We start from the raw sequence: 18,231 nt of genomic DNA, 5'->3' as shown, positions 1-18,231 counted from the left end.
GCGATAATTCGGACCGCCGGGTCATCATGAGGTTGCGCGCACCCCTGCGCAGCGGTCAGAATGCCGAGACAAGAAAAAACTGCCCTATGAATTTAGCCGTGAGGGCTGGTTCCATCGATGAATGTACCTTCCGACCGAGTGCCGCCGCAGGAAACAGCACAGACCGTGACGCGGCTGTTGCTGAAGACCGGCAGTGACGATCGCACCATCTGCTTTTACCCTTCCTTGTTTCAGCTGCTTATTCAAAGCGACGCAGAAGTACAGCGTGTTGATCTCGGCTATGCCGGGAGCCGCTTGCTCGAGCGGCTGTTGCGCGAGCCGGGGGAAGTGGTGCCGCGTGAAGAGCTGATGGGCTTCGCCTGGCCGGATCGCATTGTCGGCCAGGGCAGCCTGAACCAGCAGATCTACTCCTTGCGCCAGATCTTCTGCGACGAAAAAGGTCGGGAGATTATTCAGACGCTGCCGCGACGCGGCTATCAGTTCAATCCGAACTATATCCGCGAGCGGGACCTGGCAGAGGTGGTTCCGGCCGCAGTCGCCGGACCGGCAGCGGAACCCACTGAAGCGGTTGGACCGGCCGACGCTGTGGCAGAGGCCGATGCACGCAGGCTTGAAGCGGAGCCGGTCTCGGCAGCGCCATCAATCGACGATCCTGCTGCTGCAGGAGCGCAAGACGAGCCAACCGCTGCTCCACGACCTAGAAAAAACCACAGCGGTTCACGCTGGACGGCTGCCGCGCTGTTTGTAATCACCTTGCTAGCAGGCCTGGGCGCCAGCGCCTGGATGGACACTACAGATAGTGAACTGGTAACCCGGGAAGTGAAACATGACGAGGTGACCATGCAGTTGATGGCTACCGAGCCAGCGATGCTGGATATGCTCGAGCGTGACAGTACGCCCTTGCTGGAGCGCGTGTCGGCTATGAGTGAGGGGCCGGTCGAGCTGACCCTCGGCTGGCATGATGACTATTTCCAGCTGTTCTGCCCGCAAGGCAGCGCAAACGCCAACTGGCTGATGTTTCACCGAAGCCAGTTGCAGCTGATAGCGAACGAGCAGCTCACACAATGTCTATGACCCTGCTTTCGCCAACGGGGCTCCTGACCCGCGTCGTATTGCCAGTCGCCCTGGCACTGCTGCTGGCCGCCGCGTGGCACACGATGCGTGATCCCGGCTCTGCAAAGGTGCCGGACGGTCGCTATCATTCCGCCGGGCAGGTCCAGCTAAGCGATGGCCGCGTCATCCAGACGAGCCACAACATACGCTTTCGCAATGGTCGGTTCTACGCCATGAGTCGCCAGGGTGACACCCTGCTGGAAAGCTCGGGCTTGCTCGAGTTCGATGATGGTCGCTATGTGATGCACGTCGACCATGGCGAGGTGACCCGGCTGACGCCAGAGCTGGATACCGAGTTGGTGTTCAACCTTCTGTACAGCCGGCTGCGTGGGGCCAGTATTACCTTACATCCCGTTGGTGACTGCCTGTACGCGCGGGAAAGCCTGCAGTTCTTTTGCCCGGGTCAGAGTGAGTCGCCAGCGCTCTGATAATTCGCGCCCTGCTCGGAAAAGTTCACCCGCGCCGAACGGTCACCAAACAGCTCCTGATACAGGCTCTCGGCCTGAGCCGTCAGCAGCAGTAGTTCGATCCGCCGGTTGGCACCGCTCTCCGGCTCATCCGGTTGCAGCAACATGCCGTCTGCCTGCGCGGTCACCTGAAGAATACTGGCTGCCGGTAGCCCCGCCTCAACCAGCACGTTGCGAGCACGCAATGCTCGATCACCGGACAAATTCCAATTGTTATAACCGCCATTGCCACGGTACGGCGTCGCATCGGTATGCCCGCTGATGATCAGCTTGTTATCGACGCGGCTGAGCACGCCGGTCAGGCGGACCAACAGCTCACGGAAATGATCGGTCAGCACTGCGCTGCCGCGCTGGAACATGAAGCGATCCTGATCGTCCTTGACCAAAATCCGCAGCCCCTGAGGCACGACTTCCACCTGCAGATTGCTCTGCGCGTCGGCTTCGATAGCCATGTCACGCATCAGCACGGCGAGCTTTTCCAGCTCCGCCACGCCGGCCTGCCCGTAGACCTGATCTGCATCGCTGCGCTGGTATTCGGCGTTGGTCAACGCTGGCGGCGGTGGCGCCTCTACTGGTTCGATGACCAAGCGGCTGGTGCCGTCAAAGATTCCGTCCCCGCCTTCCCAGATCGGCGTGCCTACGGTTCGGCGCTGCTCGGCTTCCTGTTCGGACTTCATGGCCTGAACCACCCAAAGCACCATGAACAGAGCCATCATCGCCATGGTGAAATCAGCGAAGGCAACCTTCCAGGCACCGGAATGCGCTTCATCATGGCCCTTCTTGGAGCGCCGCTTGATGATGGTTACGTCGCCATGACCCTGTTTCTGTCTCATGCCGCGTCCCGCTGCTCTTCGAAGGTGGTGACCCATATTTCAAGTTGTTTGAACGCCGGCTTGACGTCCTGCTCGATCAGCTTGCGTCCAGCGTCAACTGCCAGCAGGGTCGGCTTGCCGGCGAGGTGAGCGACCAGCGTGGTGCGCACGCACTCAAGCGCAGAGAGCTCGGTCTTGACCCGCTGGCTCATCGCATTGCTCAAGGGGCCCATCAGGCAATAGCAGAGGAAGATGCCGATGAAGGTGCCAACCAGTGCCGCCGCGACATGGCCGCCGATTTCCGCAACTGACCCGTCGATGTGCCCCATGGTGATGATGATGCCCATGATTGCCGCGAGGATACCGAAGCCCGGCATCGCCTCGCCGACGTTGTGCAGCGAACGTGAGGGTTGCATCAGCGCCTGCTCCATGGCGTCCAGTTCCTGTTCTAGGAAACCTTCCAGCTCGTGAGCGGTGATTTTGCCCATGGCCATCAGGCGGAAGTTGTCGGCGATGAACGCCATCAGATTGCGTTCCTGGCTGATCAACGGGTACTGGTTGAACAGCTCGCTCTCTTCCGGCTCTTCGATGTGCTGGTCCAGCGCCTTGAGTCCGCCGGCTTCGACAGTTTCCAGCAGTTCATACAGCAACATCAGCAACTGACGCTGAAACTCCTGCCCGCGGCGCTTGAACATGAACACGCCCTTGGCCTGAGCGAGCATTTCGATCAGCACTTCCTTGGGATTGCCGACGATCAGGCTACCGATCCCCGCCCCGAGGATGATGACCATCTCGGCCGGCTGCCATAGCATGGCCATTTCGCCGTTGGCCATAGCGTAACCGCCGAGCACGCCGCCGAGGATGATGAAGGATCCGAGTATTTTCAGCATGATGATGCGATGCTCTCGTTTGCGGTTAAGAAAGCGCAGGCCTTGTTCAGAGCCTGCTTGCTGAGTTGACATACCCTGGCGTCGGTCAGATCGAGCACCAGAGCGATTTCCTTGAGGTTGAGTTCGTGCTGGTAATACAGCGTGAGGATCAGCCGCTCGCGCTCGTTCAGGCGCGCGAGTGCCTGAGCGAGCAGGCGCTCCTGATGAATACGCTCTTCGAACCCGCTGCTGCGCTCGGAGCCTGGCTCCATGCCCTTTTGCAGCAGATCGTCCAGACTCTCGATCGCATCGATGGCATCGGCTTGCAGAAAGTCCATATAGCCTTGCTGATCGAGCCCGGTGTGAGCCAGAACCTCTTCGTCGGTCGGCTCGCGTCCCAGCTGGCGAGACAGGGCACGAATACCATCGCGCACCTTGTGCACCTGTTGACGTACCTGCCGGGGGCGCCAGTCCTGTCGGCGCAGCTCATCGAGAATCGCACCGCGAATACGCAGCGCAACGAACCGGCCGAAGTGCTCGTCGGGAGCGCCGTAACGGCGCAGGCCTTCGAGCAAGCCCATCAGACCAATCTGTTCCATGTCCTGGCGGTCGAGCACCTGGTTCGCCTGCAGCGATAGCTGACTGACGATGCGCTTGACGAGCGGCAGGTACTGCTTCACCCAGCGCTGCTCTTCGGCGGCGGACAAGGTGGTATGGCTATCCTCGGGTAGCTCATAACCGCTGTCGATGGCACAGTTGGCGTTCATCGCGGCCTCGTTACTGAACGATCATCTTGCTGACCAGGACATGCGCGAAGGGCTGGTTCAGCTTCCTCGCTGCCAGGTCGGCAATCAACGCCGACTCCAGCCTGCCCTGCAGCTCGCTGATGGACATGGCACGCAATTCCTCGAAGCCCATGGCACTCAGGTTGGCGACCACCGAGTTACGCACGATCGGATCGATCTGCTCGAGCCGGTGCGCGTCGGTCTCCAGTTCGGCCTGGAGAACGAGGTCCAGTACGAAATAGCGTTCGCGGTTTTCACCACGCAAGTTGACGATGACTTTCTCGACCGGGAAGAACTGGTAATCCCGGTTGGTCGCCGTCTCAACTGGCGCCGCGCTGGAGGCCAGGCCAGTTGTCGTCTGTGCCGGGACGTTGCTGAGCAGGTGATAGTTGAGCCCAACGCTGCCAAGCAGAATCAGGGTATTCAGAATCAGCACGATAAGGATGATGCGCGGCAAGGCCATGGCTGCTACTCGTTAGCGAATTGAATGAAGAAGGTCGATGTAATCGTCATACGCTGATCAGCACGTCACCCGCCGGGTCACGATTGCTATCGGTCCGGGCTGATTCGATTACTCGAGCGGCAGCGATCGACTCGGGACCGGCGTCGTCGGCCTGCCTCTGACGTCTTTCGCGGCCCTGATCGGCGTTGCCGCCGATCTGCACGGTCACCTCGGAGAAATTCTGACCCAGCAACTCATGGCGCAAGCGCTCGCTTAGCATGTTCAGCAGCCGGGCGACGTCAGCCTGGCCGGCGTTGATCTGGATGCTCAACTTGCCTTGCTCGTGATTGATCTGGATGTCCAGACTGCCAAGGTCCGGCGGGTCGAGACGAATCGTCGCGTGCTGGCTGCGCTGGGCAAGCTGCATCTCGACCTGATCACGCAGTGCCTGCAACATCTGCTCGCCCCAGCGCGCTTCGGAACCCTGCAGCCGAATCTCCGCAGGTACCGGAGCCTGACCGGTCACCGGTTGCGTCGGCGCACCCGGGTGAACACTGCTCAGCGTCTCGCTCGTCCGGCTGGTAACAGCTTGCAATGCGGGCTCGTCCATCACGGTTGATAGCAACGCGTCATCCATTGTCACGGCTGCCGTGGCCAGGCGCGAGCCGGTAGCTACGTCCTGCTCGAGTGGCATGTTGAAGCCGCGCGGCTCGGTCAGATTGCTCCACTGCGCCTGCATGCGGATCGAATCCTGTTGCTGAGTGAACCGCAGCGGCTCAGGCATGCCTGCATGCCCGCCCGAAACGCCCCTCATCGGCTCCTCGGTCTGCTCACCTGGTGCAGCATGGCGACGGCGCAGATCCTGGAGCTCGCCCAGCCATTGCTCGATCTGCTGCAGCGGAAGATCGCCTGTGCGCTGATCGGCGCTCTGCGCAACCCCGAACGAAGCACGATCCAGAACCGACTCGGCGGTAGGCAGCGCCTCGCCAGAGGTGACAGGGCGATCCCGACCGGCCGCCGCGGGCAAGCTGGCCTGCGCTCCCCAACCGGGCTGCCAGGATCTGTCGATGTTCGGTTGTGCCGGCAAAACCGCTGGCTCCGCCTGCGACTGCTCCGCTTGCGCGTCGCCATCACCGCCAGCGGGCAACTGAACGGGCTCGCCCTGCGCGCCATGCAAAGTGTCGAGCATGGCAAGAATATCGTGCATGCCGAGCTGTTCGGCCCTGCCGGAAGGAGCGGCATCGCCGCCCATCAGCTTGGCGCTGCGTACTGTTTCGAGACGGTCCGCACCCGTGCCAGCCGGGGTCATCAAGTGAATCATCTACCGTCTCCTAAACTGTCTATCTGCATGTAGGCCGAGCGGCCTTCGGCATGTTCGGTATGGCTATGCAACACGTCACGCAGCCGATCGCACTCCGCCCGGCAGCGGGTAAGCGCCTCGGCATGCAGGGCCTGCAGGTCCTGCTTGAGCTGCCGGGCCTGCTCGTCTAGCGCGCTATCCGCCGGCAACCAGGCGAGCAGCTCACGGATCATCAGGTTGCTCGATCCGATCGCATCCCAGTCCGACGCATCGAGCGCCGCACGCAGCTGCTGAAGCACCCCGGCAAGCCGGGCGCTATGAGGCTTTGCGTGCTGCATTAACGCCTTCCCAGCCTTCGCGCAGGGTGCCGACCAACGCAATGACCTCATCGATACCCTCGACCGACAGCGTGACGCTGACATCTGAAAGGCGGTAAATGCAGTAGTCGTACAGCCGCGCGAGCCCGGCCACCACTTCCCCGCCGTTGTCGAAATCCAGCGCACTGCTGAGGCCGTTGAGGATGTTCATGCACTTTTCCAGCGACGCGCCTTTCTGCTGGTAGCGTCGGCCTTCGATATGCCCGCGTGCGCGGGCCAGCTCGTCGAGCAAGCCATCGACCAGGACCAGTACGAGATCATAGGGAGAGGCCGATGCGGCCTTGGCTTCGAGGTCTACCGAGCGATACTGCTCGTAGCTGTCTTCAAGGAGGAAATCGTTCATGCAAACGTGCTCTGTGATTGTTGCGTGGCAAACATGCCCTGGGTCTGCTCCATCGCCTGCATCATCTGCATCATGCTGGTGAACTGGGTCAGATAGCGGGCGTAGCTGCGGTCGTATTGCTGTTCAATGAGGGCCATCTGGCTTTCGTTACGGCGAAGCGCCATGTCCACGCTGTCCTTGCGGCTTTTCATCACGCCGTTGGTGGAGTTGGTGTACAGGCCGAGCTTCTCTTCCAGCGTCGCGAGGAGATTGTTCTCTCCGGCGAACAGCTGATCGAACGCGTCGGGATCGGCGGCGACCGCCTTTTCCAGCTTCGCGGTGTCCAGCTGCAGCAGACCGTTACGATCGGAGCTGATGCCAAAGTCCATCAGCCGCGCGCCTCCGAACACGTTGCGCAGTTCGCGATTGACCATGCTCTCGATCGACCGAATGGTTGAGTCGCCGGCCAACGGCCCGCGCTTAGCGCTTTCGTTTCCACTGGCGGTGAGGCTGTCGAAGCTGGCCATCAGTGCATTGACCGCATCGACGAACGTCTTCGCCTTGGCTTTGGTTGCTTCGCCATCCTGTCCGATGGTGACGCTCAACGGGGTTTCGCCCGCGGCATGCACGCGCTGGAAAGTCAGACTCACGCCATCGACCAGGTTATCGAAGGTGTTGCTTGAGCTAACCAGCTCCATGCCGGTAGCACCGCCCAGGCGAACCTTGGCGTCGCTCGCTGCGGTCAGCTCGGTCTGACCATCGAGCACGGTCTGAAAGCCTGCATCGGTCGAACTCAATGTGAGGGCATTGGCGGTGCCACTGGCGTCACTGGTGAGTACCAGCGATACCTGGCCACCGTTGCTCACCAGCGTCGTGCTGACACCCGTGTTGTCGGCGGCCTGGTTGATCGCCGTTGACAGTTCAGCCGGTGTTATCTGGCCGTCCGCGTCAGAATCAGCGGTGCTCAGGTTGATAGCGAACTGCTGCGTACCCACACTGATCTTGAAGTCACCAGTGGTCGCCGCGCTGATCGGCTGCATGTTGGTCAAAGCCATCTGGTGCTGGCTGGCCAGCTGCTCCACGACGAACTGATAGGTGCCCGGCACCGCCGTTGTGCCCACGGTAGCCGTAGCCACGCCTTCCTGACTCATGGTCGCCTTGTTCACCAGCATGGAAGCGGTACCCACGCCTTTCAGATCACGCACCGCGGTGCGGAAGGTCTTCAGGGCGCTATCCAGCTTGTTCAGCGCATCGAGCTGGCCGCGATAAAGCGCCTCTTTACGGTCGAACCGAGCCAGCGGGGCCTGCACCTCGTATTGGGCCAACTGCGTAGCCATGCTTTGCGCGTAATTGGAATCAAAGTTCATCGTGGGTATCCTCTTCCTAGTAGATAGCAACTACCGTGCCAAGCCAGAATCTGTTGTTTTATATAGGTTTTTTCTCAGGGACAGAGCAACTTCCTTTCCCATCGGCGGCAAGCGGAACCCACAGCGGAAATGAATTTTCCGCTGCCGGGCGAAAGCCGGCCTGATGGACAATACAGGCGACGCGGAAGGGGAAATGATTAAGACAGAACAACGAGGATGCGACAGATCCCGGCGAAACCGGATCAGTAGTACTGGGGAGCGTAGATATCGGCCTGGGCAGTCTGGCCAAGCAGGTGGTCAAGGATGGAATGCTGCATTGCCAGCAGCTGAGCGTTGTAGTCGTTCTGTTGCCGGCAGGCGTCGACCAGCCGGCCAAGCTGCGCCCAGCCAGCTTCCAATCCGTCGCGCACTTCGCGACCGCACGAGGCGAAGAGGATATTCATGCCCTGCTCCTCGGCTTTCAGCGAAAACGCCGAGAGTATACGACTCCGCCGCTGAGCGCGGGCCGAGGCTTGTTCGACGAGTACGGCAATGGCGTGATTGGTATCTTCGACCGCCTGCGCGTCACGTTGCAGCAGCTGCACATGCAGCGACTGGCTCAACGCCAACAGTTGGCGATAGCTGACCAGGTCCTGCTGGATATCCTGATCAAGTGCCGCCAGCAGGCGATCCCGCGAGTTCAACGACGGCTGCCCCGATGGAAGGCCAGCATATCGGTGGCGAGATTCTGCGGACTGGTGTCGAGGCTGCCTTCGGCCAGTGCCTGCCGCAGCGCGGCAACGCGATCCATGTCCACCTCGGGCAGCGCCTGCAGCGCTGCATGCAAGGCGTCCGGTCGCACGGCTGGAGCCTGGACGGGAGACGCCGGTTTGGCGACAGCCGAACGCTCGCCAACCTGTGCGGCGCTGGTGTCGGTGATCGGCCGTGAGCCGGTGATGCTGGGCCTGGTGATGTCCATGATTACGTCCAACGAGTGTGATTGAAACCTACAGGCGACCGCAGCGCACCAGCGATTAAATCTTTTTTCACATCAGATTTCGTGGGCGCGCAGCCATGCCTGTGAAGCCAGGCCATCCTGAATCTTCTGCTCGTGCCTGGCAAGCTCCTGACTCCACTCCTGGACCTTGCCGTCGAGCACTTGGGTGATGACCTTTTCGTTGCGCCGGGCGGCGAGCAATTCTTCGCGGATGCGCTCCAGCCCCGCTTCCGCCACCGCCAGCTCGCGTCGCTGCAGCTCGATCATCTTGTGCAGCGTCGCCTTGTAACGATGCTGGTTGTCCCGTTGCAAGGGCGTGGTCATCGGCGCGGTGTAACTACACAGCCTGCTCAGACCTTCGATATTGTTGCGATAACGCTGGCAGAGGCTCTGCTGATAGCCGACCCGACCGAGCATCTGCTGGACAGTATTGTTGCGTAGCTGCGCCAGGCGCGAGAGCGTCTGTATCTGTTCTTTCATGCGGGACTCTTGACCAGCTTGGTTAGCGCCGCAACGCTCTGTTCGAACTCGGCCTCATCGCGCACTTCCTGGCGCAGAAAGCGTTCGATGCGTGGCGCCAGCTGTACCGATCGATCCGTTTTACCGTCCATGCCGGGCGTATAGCCCCCCAGCGGAATCATCTCCCGAATCTTTTCGAAGGTGCTGTACAGCTCCTTGAGTTTGCGTGCCGCGGCCTGATGTTCCGGGCTCGTCACCTGTGACATGCAGCGGCTGACCGAGGCGGCAATATCGATCGCCGGATAATGGCCGACATCCGCCAGCTTGCGGGACAGCACGATATGTCCGTCGAGGATCGCCCGGGCGCAGTCGACCACCGGATCCTGCTGGTCGTCGCCTTCGGCCAGTACGGTGTACAGCGCACTCAGGCTGCCGCGGATGGCGTCGCCGTTGCCGGCACTCTCGACCAGTTCAGGCAAGAGGCCGAACACGGACGGAGGGTAGCCCTTGGTCGCCGGTGGCTCGCCGAGCGCCAGGGCGATTTCACGCTGAGCCATAGCGTAACGGGTCAGCGAATCCACCAGCAGCAGGACATCATTGCCCTGGTCGCGAAAATAAGCGGCGATGCTGTGACACAGCTCGGTCGCCTTGAGTCGCATCAGCGGCGACTCGTTGGCCGGCGCAACCACCACGACGGCCTTCTTCAGCCCTTCCGGGCCGAGCGAGTGCAACAGGAATTCCTGCACCTCGCGGCCACGTTCGCCGATCAACCCGACCACCACGACATCGGCCTTGGTCTGGCGGGTAATCATGCCCAGCAATACGCTCTTGCCGACGCCGCTACCGGCGAACAGACCGACCCGTTGGCCCTTGCCAAGCGTCAGCATGGAATTGATCGCGCGCACGCCAACGTCCAATGGTTCGCTGACCGGTTGCCGGCGCAGCGGGTGTACGTTGGGCAACTCGGTGGGCAACACGTCGCGGCCGTCGAGCTTGCCCAGCTCGTCCAGCGGCTCGCCAAGCCCATTGACCACGCGGCCGAGCCAGGACTCGTCGATATGCAGCACGGCTTCGTCCTTGGCCGGGAACACCCGCGAGCCGGCAGTCAGCCCGACCGGCTTCTTGAATGGCATCAGATAGGTAATATCCCGATCGAAGCCCACCACCTGAGCTTCCAGCATGCTGCCATCGCCCTGCTCGACCAGACATCGCTGGCCTGTCATGCGCTGACAGCCGAGACTTTCCAGCAGCAGACCGGATACCCGCACCAGGCGGCCGCTGACCTTGGCCAGCTGCACGTTCTCCAGCGAGCGCAGCGCATCATCGAGACTGAACGCCTCGCGTACGCTCATGCCTTGGCGACCTTCAAGTGTTCGGCCAGCGTATCCATGCACGAGTCCAGCCGCTGCTGGCAACCGATGTCCGCCTCGGCTTGGTCGGTAATCACGCGGCACTCACCCAGCGCCAGACGCTCGCTGGGCACCAGGCGCCAGCCTTCGGCACGCTCCGGATCGATGTCCTTGATGCGCGCGTACTCTTCGGGGTTGAGCAGAATCTGCACCTCGCCCTGATCCCCCGGCATGCTCGCCAATGCTTCCTCGGCCAGCGCCAGCAACTGGGTGGGGTTGATCGTCAGCTCGCAGCGAATGACCTGTCGAGCCACCTTGCGCACCAGCTCCAGCAAGTCCTTGCGAGTCTTGCTGTCCTGTTCATCAAGGTAATTGCGTAGCTCCTTGCGCATGGTTTCCAACGGCGCGCTGGCCTGCTCGAACACCTGCAGCCCCTGATAGCGGCCTTCCTCGAACCCCCGTTGCCGGCCTTGCTCGCAGCCTTCATCGAAGCCCTGACGGCGTCCGGCTTCGAGGCCCTGTTGCAGGCCTTCCTGATAGCCGCGTTCGGTCCCGTCGCGGTAGCCATCAGTAACCGCTTGCTGAAGACTTGCCTGGTCCGCCTGCTGCAGATCACCGCCCAATACGCGCGGGCCCGTGCACAGCGGCGGGAACCGGTAGCTACGCCAGGGCTTGCCGCTCCCCTTGATCACCTTGACTGCCATGTTGCCTCCGCTTATTCGATGGTCTGTTCACGGAACAGCTGGAGCTGCAGCTCGCCATTGACGGACATCTCCCGAACCATGGCCATGATGTCCTTGCGAACCTGTTCTATCCGGCTCATGGGCACCGGGCCCTGGCGCCGACTGATCGATTCCATCTGCTGACGTTGACGCTTGGGCATGGCGTTTTGAATGGCTTTGACCAACTCGGGCTCGGCGCCCTTGAGCGCGACGACCCACTCTTCCAGCGGAATGGCTTCAAGCAGAACCAGCAGAACCTCTTCGGTCTGCCTGGAGAGAATGAAGAAGTCGTACATCTCGTCTTCGATCTGGCTGACCAGCTCGTCGCTGTGAGCCCGTAGCAACTCGAACATCTGATCGCGGTTGCCCTTGAAGCGGTTCATGATGTCCGCCGCCTGCTTGACGCCGCGAACCTGCGAGCCCTGGTTGGTCAGCACGGCGATGCTGCGATCGATCAGCTGTTCGAGTTCGCGGATCACATCGCTGTTGACCTCATTGAGGTTGGCGATGCGAAACAGCAGCTCGTCCTGACGCGAGGGCGGCATGCTTTCCAGCACCTCGGCCGCCATGGCCGGAGGCAGAAACGCCAGAAACACCGCCTGCATCTGCGCATGTTCCTTGGCGATCAAAGCAGCGAACTGCTTGGGATCGATCCACTCCATCTTGGCCATCTTGGCGCGGATTTCCTCGCCGTAGATGCTGTCGAGCAGATTGCGGGTGATATCACCGCCCAGCGCCTTGCCGAGCATGCCGCTCAAATAGCCACGCGAGGCGCCCTTGATGCCGCTCTGCTCGCGATAGTCTTCGAAAAACCGGCCGATCACCTCGGTGACCATCGGCTGCTTGACGTTGCTCAAGCGCGCCATGGCCTGGCTGATCGCAACGATTTCCTCACGGGAGAAGTGCTTGAGGACGCCGGCAGAGGTGGCGTCATCCATGCTCAACATGAGGATTGCTGCCTGCTCGACGGAGCTCATCTGCCTGCGCGTATTAAGATTGCTCATAGACTGTTATCCGACTGGTTCAGGCAGGGTTGATGTCGCGGTCGTTACGACCGATCCAATGCTTGAGCACTTCCGAAACCCGCTCCGGGTCGTTGCGTGCGAGCATTTGCAGATGTTCGACCTGAAGCTCGAGGCCCGAGTTAGGCGCCGGCAGGCGGATTTCGGCGAGCGGACTCAGCTCGCTGAGAATGCTCAACGACGGCCGCTCTTCAGGCTGTTGCAGCGTCATCCGCTCGACTTCCGGAGCCGCAAGCTCAGGCAATTCCGTGTCGGCAGGCTGTTGATCGCTACGGCTGACTGCGCGCATCGCCGGGCGCACGACGAATAGCAGCAACAATATCGCCAGCAACGCGAGGGCACCGAGACGGGCCCAGGACAGGATGCCCGCGTTCTCCCACCAGGGTTGCTCTTCGAGGATCGAGGCGGTCTGGGAGAAAGGCAGAATGCTCAATGTCACCTGATCACCCCGTTCGGCGTTGAAACCGGCAGCGCTGCGTACCATGGCCTCGATCTCGGCCCGCGCCTCTTCGCTCCAGCCGCCCTCGGGAGCGCTGGACGCGTTCAGCACCACGGCAATGCTTTGCTGGCGCAGGGCAAAGGGCGCGTGTTTGACGTGCATCACCGACTGGTCGTAGTCGAGCTTGCGCGTGGATTCCTCACGCAGCGACGTGGCCGCCTGGTTCTCCTTGTCCGCGCCTTCTTCCCCGTCCGCAGGCTTCTGCAATGGCCGGTTGGCCAGGGAACCCGGCACACCCAGAGCCAGCTGGTCGATAGCGCTTTCGCTACGCAGGTTTTCGTCGCGAAGCCGAGGCGCGTCGCCGAAGGTCTGTACCGTTTCTTCCCGCTGACTGAAGTCCACATCGGCAGCGACGCTGATGCGGTAATTGCCTGAACCAAGGACGGGCGCCAGCACTTCTTCAATATTGGCGGTCGTCTTGTTCTGGTAGTCGTCCAGGACCTGCCAGTTGCGGCTCGGCCCGCCCCAGGCTTCCAGGCCGCGCGACAGCAGCGCGCCGTGCTGATCGACGACGCTCACGTCAGCCGCCGACAGTTGCGGCACGCTGTTGGCGACCAGATTGACGATGGCGCTGACCTGGTCAGGCGCCAGGCGCGTACCCGGCGCCAGTTGCAGCATGACCGACGCCTTGGCCGGCTGGCGCCGCCCGACGACAAACGAGCGATTTTCTTCGCGGGCAAGATGCACCCGTGCCTGCTCGATTCCTTTCAGGCTCATCACGGTTCGAGCCAGCTCACCTTCCAGGCTGCGCTTGAGGCGAACGTCCTGGACGAACTGGCTGGTGCCCAGCGGCTCGTCACGGTCGAACAGTTCATAGCCCGGCGGCACGGCGACGCTCACGCCCTGGGCAGACAATTGCATCCGCGCCACGGCCAGCTGATCTTCGCGTACCAGCACCTGACCGCTCTGCGGATGCAGGCGATAGGGGATCGCCTGGGCGTCGAGCACCTGCATCACCTCGGCCGCCTGATAGCTCTCACCGGCGCCGTACAATGGCTTGAAGCCGGCCGGTTCACGCCAGAGATAAATCGCGATAGCGACCGCGATGACAGCGGCGAGCATGGCGATGCCAAACATCACGGTGCGCGGATCAGGCTTGAAGCCGGACGCGGGAAACTTGTCTCTGATTGTCTGCAGTACGGCGGAGTTATTCATCGGCGGTTAGATCGGCATTCTCATGATTTCATCGAAGGCGCTACTCATCTTGTTGCGCACCTGCACCAGCGCCGAGAAGGACAGACTGGCCTTCTGGCTCTGGACCATCGCGCCGACCAGATCCTTGCTCTTGCCGCTGTCGACATCGGCCAACGCCTGGCTGGCCCGATGCTGCTCGCCATCCACAGCACGCAGAACGTCGGTGAACGCCTGGACCGGACCAGCTTCGGACGTATCCAGTGCCGGACGGACAGGCATGCCGGACGATGCCGTCTGCAATTGCTGCATGCGGTCGAGCATCTGGGTTTGTACCTGGGAAATCGAACTCACTGTGCAGCTCTCCTCAGACGGGTAGTTCCACGCCCTGCTCGCGCATGGCATTCAGTCGATAACGCAGCGCGCGGGGGGTCATGCCCAGCCGCTCTGCAGCCTTGGCCTTGTGGCCGTCGCATTGACGAATCGTATCGATCACGTGCTGATACTCGGCCAGTTTGCCGCTGGCGCGCAACGCGGCCTTGCCGGACTCGCCACCGAGCAGCATTGCCGCGGTGACAGGCGCAGGCGTACAGGTGCCTTCCGGCACCGCCAACCCCAGGTCGCACGGCTGGATGAACAAACCATTGCGCAGCACCAGCGCACGTTGCAGGGTGTTTTCCAGCTCGCGTACGTTGCCGGGCCAGTTATGGTGTATCAGCGCCTGGCAGGCTTCGGGGGTCAAAAGCTGCTGATCGCAGTCATGCGGTGCATATTTGCGGATGAACTGCCGCGCCAGCGGAACGACATCCTCCTTGCGCTCGCGCAGCGGCAGAATCTGCAGCGGAAGCACGTCGAGCCGGAACATCAGGTCGGAGCGAAAGCGCCCTTCGGCGACTTCCCGCTGCAGGTCGCGGTTGGTCGCGGCAATGATGCGCACGTCCAGATCGATCTCACGCTGCCCACCAAGGCGCTCCACGCGCTGCTCCTGCAACACACGCAACAGCTTGGCCTGCAGCGATAGCGGCAGCTCGCCGATCTCATCGAGCAGCAGCGTGCCGCCGTTGGCCTGCTCGAACTTGCCCGGCTGAGCGCTGACGGCGCCAGTGAATGCGCCGCGCTCATGGCCGAACAGAATCGACTCCAGCATCGCCTCGGGAATGGCGGCACAATTGACTGCAATAAAGGGTGCGTCGCGAACGCTGGAAAAACGATGAATGTAGCGCGCCATCATTTCCTTGCCGGTGCCGGTTTCGCCGGTGATCAGAATCGGCGCTCGGGTCATGGCGACGCGCTGGGCCATGGTCAGCAAGCGACGCCCGGCCTGGGAGCAGGAGACAAAGTCTTCCTGCGCTGCGTCAGCCTGGCTGATGCGCCGCAGCAGTTGGCTCAACTGGCCATCGCTGAACGGGCACAGCAGATAATCAATGCAGCCCAGCTCAAGCAGGGTGGCGGCTTTCTGCTGGTCTTCGTAGCCGACGATGGGTACGACACTCAGCTGCGGCCATTGCCGGGTCAGGCTTGCCACCTGCTCGAAAAGCGTGTCGGCTTCGAGGGCGCTGACCACTAACAGAATCAGCCCACAGGTGTTCGGACCCAGCGCGCGAAGTTGACCAAAGCCCGAAGCGCTGACAACTTCGCAACCGGATTCAATCAGGCCACGGCGAAGCTGCTGAGAGACTTCACTATTGTCCCCAACCATGGCGACTCTGCCCTGTATGGGCTGTTCACCAGAACGGAAAGACTGACTGAAGTTGATGGCCTGGCTTGAACCTTTCACTGATATCACCTGCTCGGTCATACTGGTTGCCGAAACCCGCATAACGGGGCCCAACCTATCGCGCGCACATAAGGCAGAACTTTGCTTGCTCTCTTGCCCGCATTCCGCTTTGCGACGCAGTTCCTATTTTTCCCGCAAATAAAACTTAATCTATCTACTGTTTCGGTCGCCCTTGGTTATCAGGCGCATCCAATGTCCGCCGACCATAGCAACGCCCGCGTGCAATCGGCGAATCACTTCCTGTAAATCGATCTCAAAAAGGCGTATCACGCCGCTTTGATGCGATTTGATATCTATTGATTTAATCCCCACCCCCGCGCACCCATAGACTCCACCGCATGCCGCCAGGCTTCCGCTGTCCACGCGGCGCAACGGCGAACCGAGGCATGTCAGTTCGTCATGTCTCCCTCAGTTTTCCTGCCAACCGCTCGCAAGAGCTGCGGCAACAACCTCTGAGAATGCGATCCTGAACATGATTGGTAATTCGAAAGTCCAGCATGGGGTGCCGCCGGATGCTTTTGTCAGATTGCAGCCGCACAAGCTCGGACGGCACTATCACAAGGTGCCGCACTATATAAGCGAAGCGGCGAACAAGTATCCCCGTGTGATCGGCGATTACTTCCTGCGAAACTTCCGGGTTCATCTGGAACAGAAATCGATAGCCGTCGATGAAACAGTCAACGGCGATCCGGACTGCGTGTTTCGTTCGACGTTGGGCAAAGTTGGATTTTCGATTGCGCGCACTTTATTGGGCGAAGTACTTGAAGGCTACTATGGCGGAGTCAATGTACCGGGTAGCGAATCATCGCCGATCAGCACTTCGGAAGAGCGCATGCGCGATCGGCTTGGCCGGGAAGTATCCGAACTCTTTGGGAGAGCGATTCTCGGCGGCACCAGCCTGGGCAAGCTGGAGGCTTACGACAATGCTTACGATCGTCCATCGTGGGATTACCGAGTCGGGCTGACGTTCGAGAACCATGTCACCTCGACCACCTCATCGATGCACATCTATCTGGACCATCAGATTGCTGACCTGCTGATCAGCAAGATGGCCGGGCCCGGATCGGCCACCTCCATGGGCGATCCGCTGGACAACATCAAACGCCTGCCGGTGCGCATGGAATGCATCGTTGCGTCCATGCAGATGATGCTCGCCGATGTGCTCGCGCTCAGGCCGGACGACATCATCCTGGTCCGCATGCAGGAGCGCTGCGATGTGCGCATTGCACAACACAGACTGTTTCGGGGCGCCATTTTTGAAAGCGACGGTTCCCTGTGTCTCACTTCTCTGGAAAGCGTGAAACCAACATGACCGACCAACTCTCCGACAACGAACTGGACAGTCTGATCAACGGCAGCGATGTGCGCCTCGACTCTCCTGAGCCGCCGGCAGCGATCGAAGATACCAGGCCGAAACTGCCCCAGCAGGATCTCAGCTTCTTCGGCAAGATTCCCGTGCAGGTGACCCTCGAGGTTGCCTCGGTACAGCTCCAGCTACAGGACCTGATGGAAGTGGACGCCAGCAGCGTTATCGCGCTGGACAAGCTCGCCGGAGAACCGCTGGACGTGAAGGTGAACGGCGCCCTGTTCGCCAAGGCCGAAGTGGTGGTGGTCAACGGCAGCTATGGCTTGCGCATCCTTGAACTCAGCGGCTCTGGCTTGAAAGACATCACGGCATGATCCCTTTTCGCGCCCTGGCTCGTTGCGCCCTGCCTGTATTGCTCGCGCTTGCCCCCGCAACGGTGACGGCCCAGTCATCCGGCGGGGAGATTTCCCTGTTGTCGTTCAACGATACGGAAAACGGCCAGGAGATGAGCATCAAGCTGCAGGTCCTGGTGCTGATGACCCTGCTCGGCTTCCTGCCGGCCATGCTGATGATGATGACCTGCTTCACGCGGTTCATCATTGTCCTCTCGATCCTGCGCCAGGCGATCGGTTTGCAGCAAAGTCCGCCCAACGCGGTATTGATCGGCATCGCCTTGACCATGACCCTGCTGGTCATGCGGCCCGTCTGGCAGGAAGTGCACAGCACCGCCTACGAGCCATTCGAGGCCAACGAAATCACGCTGGAACAGGGGCTCGACAGGGCCAAGGGCGTGCTCAGCCGATTCATGCTGGCACAGACCAACGAAACCTCCCTGCATACGATCGTCTCGATGGTCGGTGAGGAGATTCCCGAGGATCTGTCCACCCTGGACTTCACCCTGCTGTTGCCGGCCTTCGTTCTCAGCGAGCTGAAAACGGCTTTTCAGCTGGGCTTCATGATCTTCGTGCCGTTTCTGGTGATCGATCTGGTCGTGGCCAGCGTCTTGATGGCGATGGGCATGATGATGCTGTCGCCGATGATGATCTCACTACCGTTCAAGCTGATGATTTTCGTTCTGGTCGATGGCTGGAGCCTGATGGTCGGCACCCTAACCACCAGCATCCAACCGTTCTGAG

The 18,231-nt window shown here is 61.1% G+C and carries 22 protein-coding genes; 5 read left to right on the top strand and 17 right to left on the bottom strand.

The genetic code is table 11. The features are described 5' to 3' along the window. Positions 1 to 117 precede the first annotated feature (117 nt). Positions 118 to 1,074 carry a transcriptional regulator gene (locus BLT85_RS16060; protein WP_093396912.1) on the top strand — a complete coding sequence of 319 codons (957 nt, stop codon included), beginning with the start codon at positions 118 to 120 and terminating at the stop codon, positions 1,072 to 1,074. Then, positions 1,065 to 1,541 (top strand): hypothetical protein, encoded by a 477-nt coding sequence (locus BLT85_RS16055; RefSeq protein WP_157718194.1) that lies wholly within the window; start codon positions 1,065 to 1,067, stop codon positions 1,539 to 1,541. The genes BLT85_RS16060 and BLT85_RS16055 overlap by 10 nt, the downstream gene beginning before the upstream one ends. Here the strand turns inward: BLT85_RS16055 and BLT85_RS16050 are convergent. The 17 genes from BLT85_RS16050 to BLT85_RS15970 form a co-directional block, all read right to left on the bottom strand. Beyond that, entirely contained in the window at positions 1,517 to 2,413 is an 897-nt protein-coding gene (locus BLT85_RS16050; RefSeq protein WP_093396907.1) for a flagellar motor protein MotB, read from the bottom strand. The two genes, BLT85_RS16055 and BLT85_RS16050, sit on opposite strands and share 25 nt — an antisense overlap. Then, on the bottom strand, positions 2,410 to 3,282 hold the full coding sequence (motA, locus tag BLT85_RS16045) for a flagellar motor stator protein MotA (protein ID WP_093396905.1): 873 nt from the start codon (positions 3,280 to 3,282) through the stop codon (positions 2,410 to 2,412). The genes BLT85_RS16050 and motA overlap by 4 nt, the downstream gene beginning before the upstream one ends. Next, complete coding sequence (locus BLT85_RS16040) at positions 3,276 to 4,028, bottom strand: FliA/WhiG family RNA polymerase sigma factor (protein WP_093396902.1); 753 nt, start codon at positions 4,026 to 4,028, stop codon at positions 3,276 to 3,278. The genes motA and BLT85_RS16040 overlap by 7 nt, the downstream gene beginning before the upstream one ends. A 10-nt stretch (positions 4,029 to 4,038) precedes the next feature. Beyond that, positions 4,039 to 4,509 carry a flagellar basal body-associated FliL family protein gene (locus BLT85_RS16035; protein ID WP_093396899.1) on the bottom strand — a complete coding sequence of 157 codons (471 nt, stop codon included), beginning with the start codon at positions 4,507 to 4,509 and terminating at the stop codon, positions 4,039 to 4,041. 46 nt (positions 4,510 to 4,555) lie between these two features. Next, a complete protein-coding gene (locus BLT85_RS16030) occupies positions 4,556 to 5,809 on the bottom strand; it encodes a flagellar hook-length control protein FliK (RefSeq protein WP_093396896.1) in 1,254 nt (417 codons plus the stop codon). After that, a complete protein-coding gene (locus tag BLT85_RS16025; protein WP_093396893.1) occupies positions 5,806 to 6,126 on the bottom strand; it encodes a hypothetical protein in 321 nt (106 codons plus the stop codon). Before BLT85_RS16025 ends, BLT85_RS16030 begins: the two co-directional genes overlap by 4 nt. Continuing rightward, the gene (fliS, locus tag BLT85_RS16020) at positions 6,104 to 6,508 is read right to left on the bottom strand and encodes a flagellar export chaperone FliS (RefSeq protein WP_093396890.1); all 405 of its coding nucleotides are present in this window, start codon (positions 6,506 to 6,508) and stop codon (positions 6,104 to 6,106) included. The genes BLT85_RS16025 and fliS overlap by 23 nt, the downstream gene beginning before the upstream one ends. Continuing rightward, positions 6,505 to 7,854, bottom strand: a complete 1,350-nt coding sequence (gene fliD / locus BLT85_RS16015) for a flagellar filament capping protein FliD (RefSeq protein WP_093396887.1) — start codon at positions 7,852 to 7,854, stop codon at positions 6,505 to 6,507. Before fliD ends, fliS begins: the two co-directional genes overlap by 4 nt. Positions 7,855 to 8,096: 242 nt before the next feature. Then, on the bottom strand, positions 8,097 to 8,537 hold the full coding sequence (gene flgN / locus BLT85_RS16010) for a flagellar export chaperone FlgN (protein ID WP_093396884.1): 441 nt from the start codon (positions 8,535 to 8,537) through the stop codon (positions 8,097 to 8,099). Then, entirely contained in the window at positions 8,534 to 8,812 is a 279-nt protein-coding gene (gene flgM, locus BLT85_RS16005; protein WP_093396881.1) for a flagellar biosynthesis anti-sigma factor FlgM, read from the bottom strand. The genes flgN and flgM overlap by 4 nt, the downstream gene beginning before the upstream one ends. 72 nt (positions 8,813 to 8,884) lie before the next feature. Then, positions 8,885 to 9,310, bottom strand: coding sequence for a flagellar export protein FliJ (fliJ, locus tag BLT85_RS16000; protein WP_093396879.1), 426 nt, complete (start codon positions 9,308 to 9,310; stop codon positions 8,885 to 8,887). Beyond that, positions 9,307 to 10,641, bottom strand: coding sequence for a flagellar protein export ATPase FliI (gene fliI / locus BLT85_RS15995; RefSeq protein WP_093396877.1), 1,335 nt, complete (start codon positions 10,639 to 10,641; stop codon positions 9,307 to 9,309). The genes fliJ and fliI overlap by 4 nt, the downstream gene beginning before the upstream one ends. Further along, positions 10,638 to 11,342 carry a flagellar assembly protein FliH gene (fliH, locus tag BLT85_RS15990; RefSeq protein WP_093396874.1) on the bottom strand — a complete coding sequence of 235 codons (705 nt, stop codon included), beginning with the start codon at positions 11,340 to 11,342 and terminating at the stop codon, positions 10,638 to 10,640. Before fliH ends, fliI begins: the two co-directional genes overlap by 4 nt. 11 nt (positions 11,343 to 11,353) lie before the next feature. After that, complete coding sequence (locus BLT85_RS15985) at positions 11,354 to 12,364, bottom strand: FliG C-terminal domain-containing protein (protein WP_093396872.1); 1,011 nt, start codon at positions 12,362 to 12,364, stop codon at positions 11,354 to 11,356. Positions 12,365 to 12,383: 19 nt separating this feature from the next. Continuing rightward, positions 12,384 to 14,036, bottom strand: a complete 1,653-nt coding sequence (gene fliF / locus BLT85_RS15980) for a flagellar basal-body MS-ring/collar protein FliF (RefSeq protein WP_093396870.1) — start codon at positions 14,034 to 14,036, stop codon at positions 12,384 to 12,386. Positions 14,037 to 14,042: 6 nt separating this feature from the next. Then, entirely contained in the window at positions 14,043 to 14,366 is a 324-nt protein-coding gene (locus tag BLT85_RS15975; protein ID WP_093396867.1) for a flagellar hook-basal body complex protein FliE, read from the bottom strand. A gap of 13 nt (positions 14,367 to 14,379) precedes the next feature. Further along, on the bottom strand, positions 14,380 to 15,789 hold the full coding sequence (locus BLT85_RS15970; RefSeq protein WP_407920151.1) for a sigma 54-interacting transcriptional regulator: 1,410 nt from the start codon (positions 15,787 to 15,789) through the stop codon (positions 14,380 to 14,382). Between the two features lie 472 nt (positions 15,790 to 16,261). Here BLT85_RS15970 and BLT85_RS15965 point away from each other — a divergent pair, with 472 nt between their 5' ends. From BLT85_RS15965 to fliP, 3 genes are read left to right on the top strand one after another with little or no spacing between them, the layout of a single operon-like run. Continuing rightward, the gene (locus BLT85_RS15965; protein ID WP_093396864.1) at positions 16,262 to 17,101 is read left to right on the top strand and encodes a FliM/FliN family flagellar motor switch protein; all 840 of its coding nucleotides are present in this window, start codon (positions 16,262 to 16,264) and stop codon (positions 17,099 to 17,101) included. Further along, positions 17,098 to 17,469, top strand: coding sequence for a flagellar motor switch protein FliN (gene fliN / locus BLT85_RS15960; RefSeq protein WP_093396861.1), 372 nt, complete (start codon positions 17,098 to 17,100; stop codon positions 17,467 to 17,469). Before BLT85_RS15965 ends, fliN begins: the two co-directional genes overlap by 4 nt. Then, on the top strand, positions 17,466 to 18,230 hold the full coding sequence (gene fliP, locus BLT85_RS15955) for a flagellar type III secretion system pore protein FliP (protein ID WP_093396858.1): 765 nt from the start codon (positions 17,466 to 17,468) through the stop codon (positions 18,228 to 18,230). The genes fliN and fliP overlap by 4 nt, the downstream gene beginning before the upstream one ends. The last annotated feature ends 1 nt before the right edge of the window (position 18,231 follow it).

This window comes from Halopseudomonas xinjiangensis, from assembly GCF_900104945.1.
In the GTDB taxonomy this organism is placed as follows: domain Bacteria; phylum Pseudomonadota; class Gammaproteobacteria; order Pseudomonadales; family Pseudomonadaceae; genus Halopseudomonas; species Halopseudomonas xinjiangensis.
The sequence above is the reverse complement of the archived record's forward strand: the minus strand, read 5'-3'. Positions and strand labels throughout refer to the sequence as shown.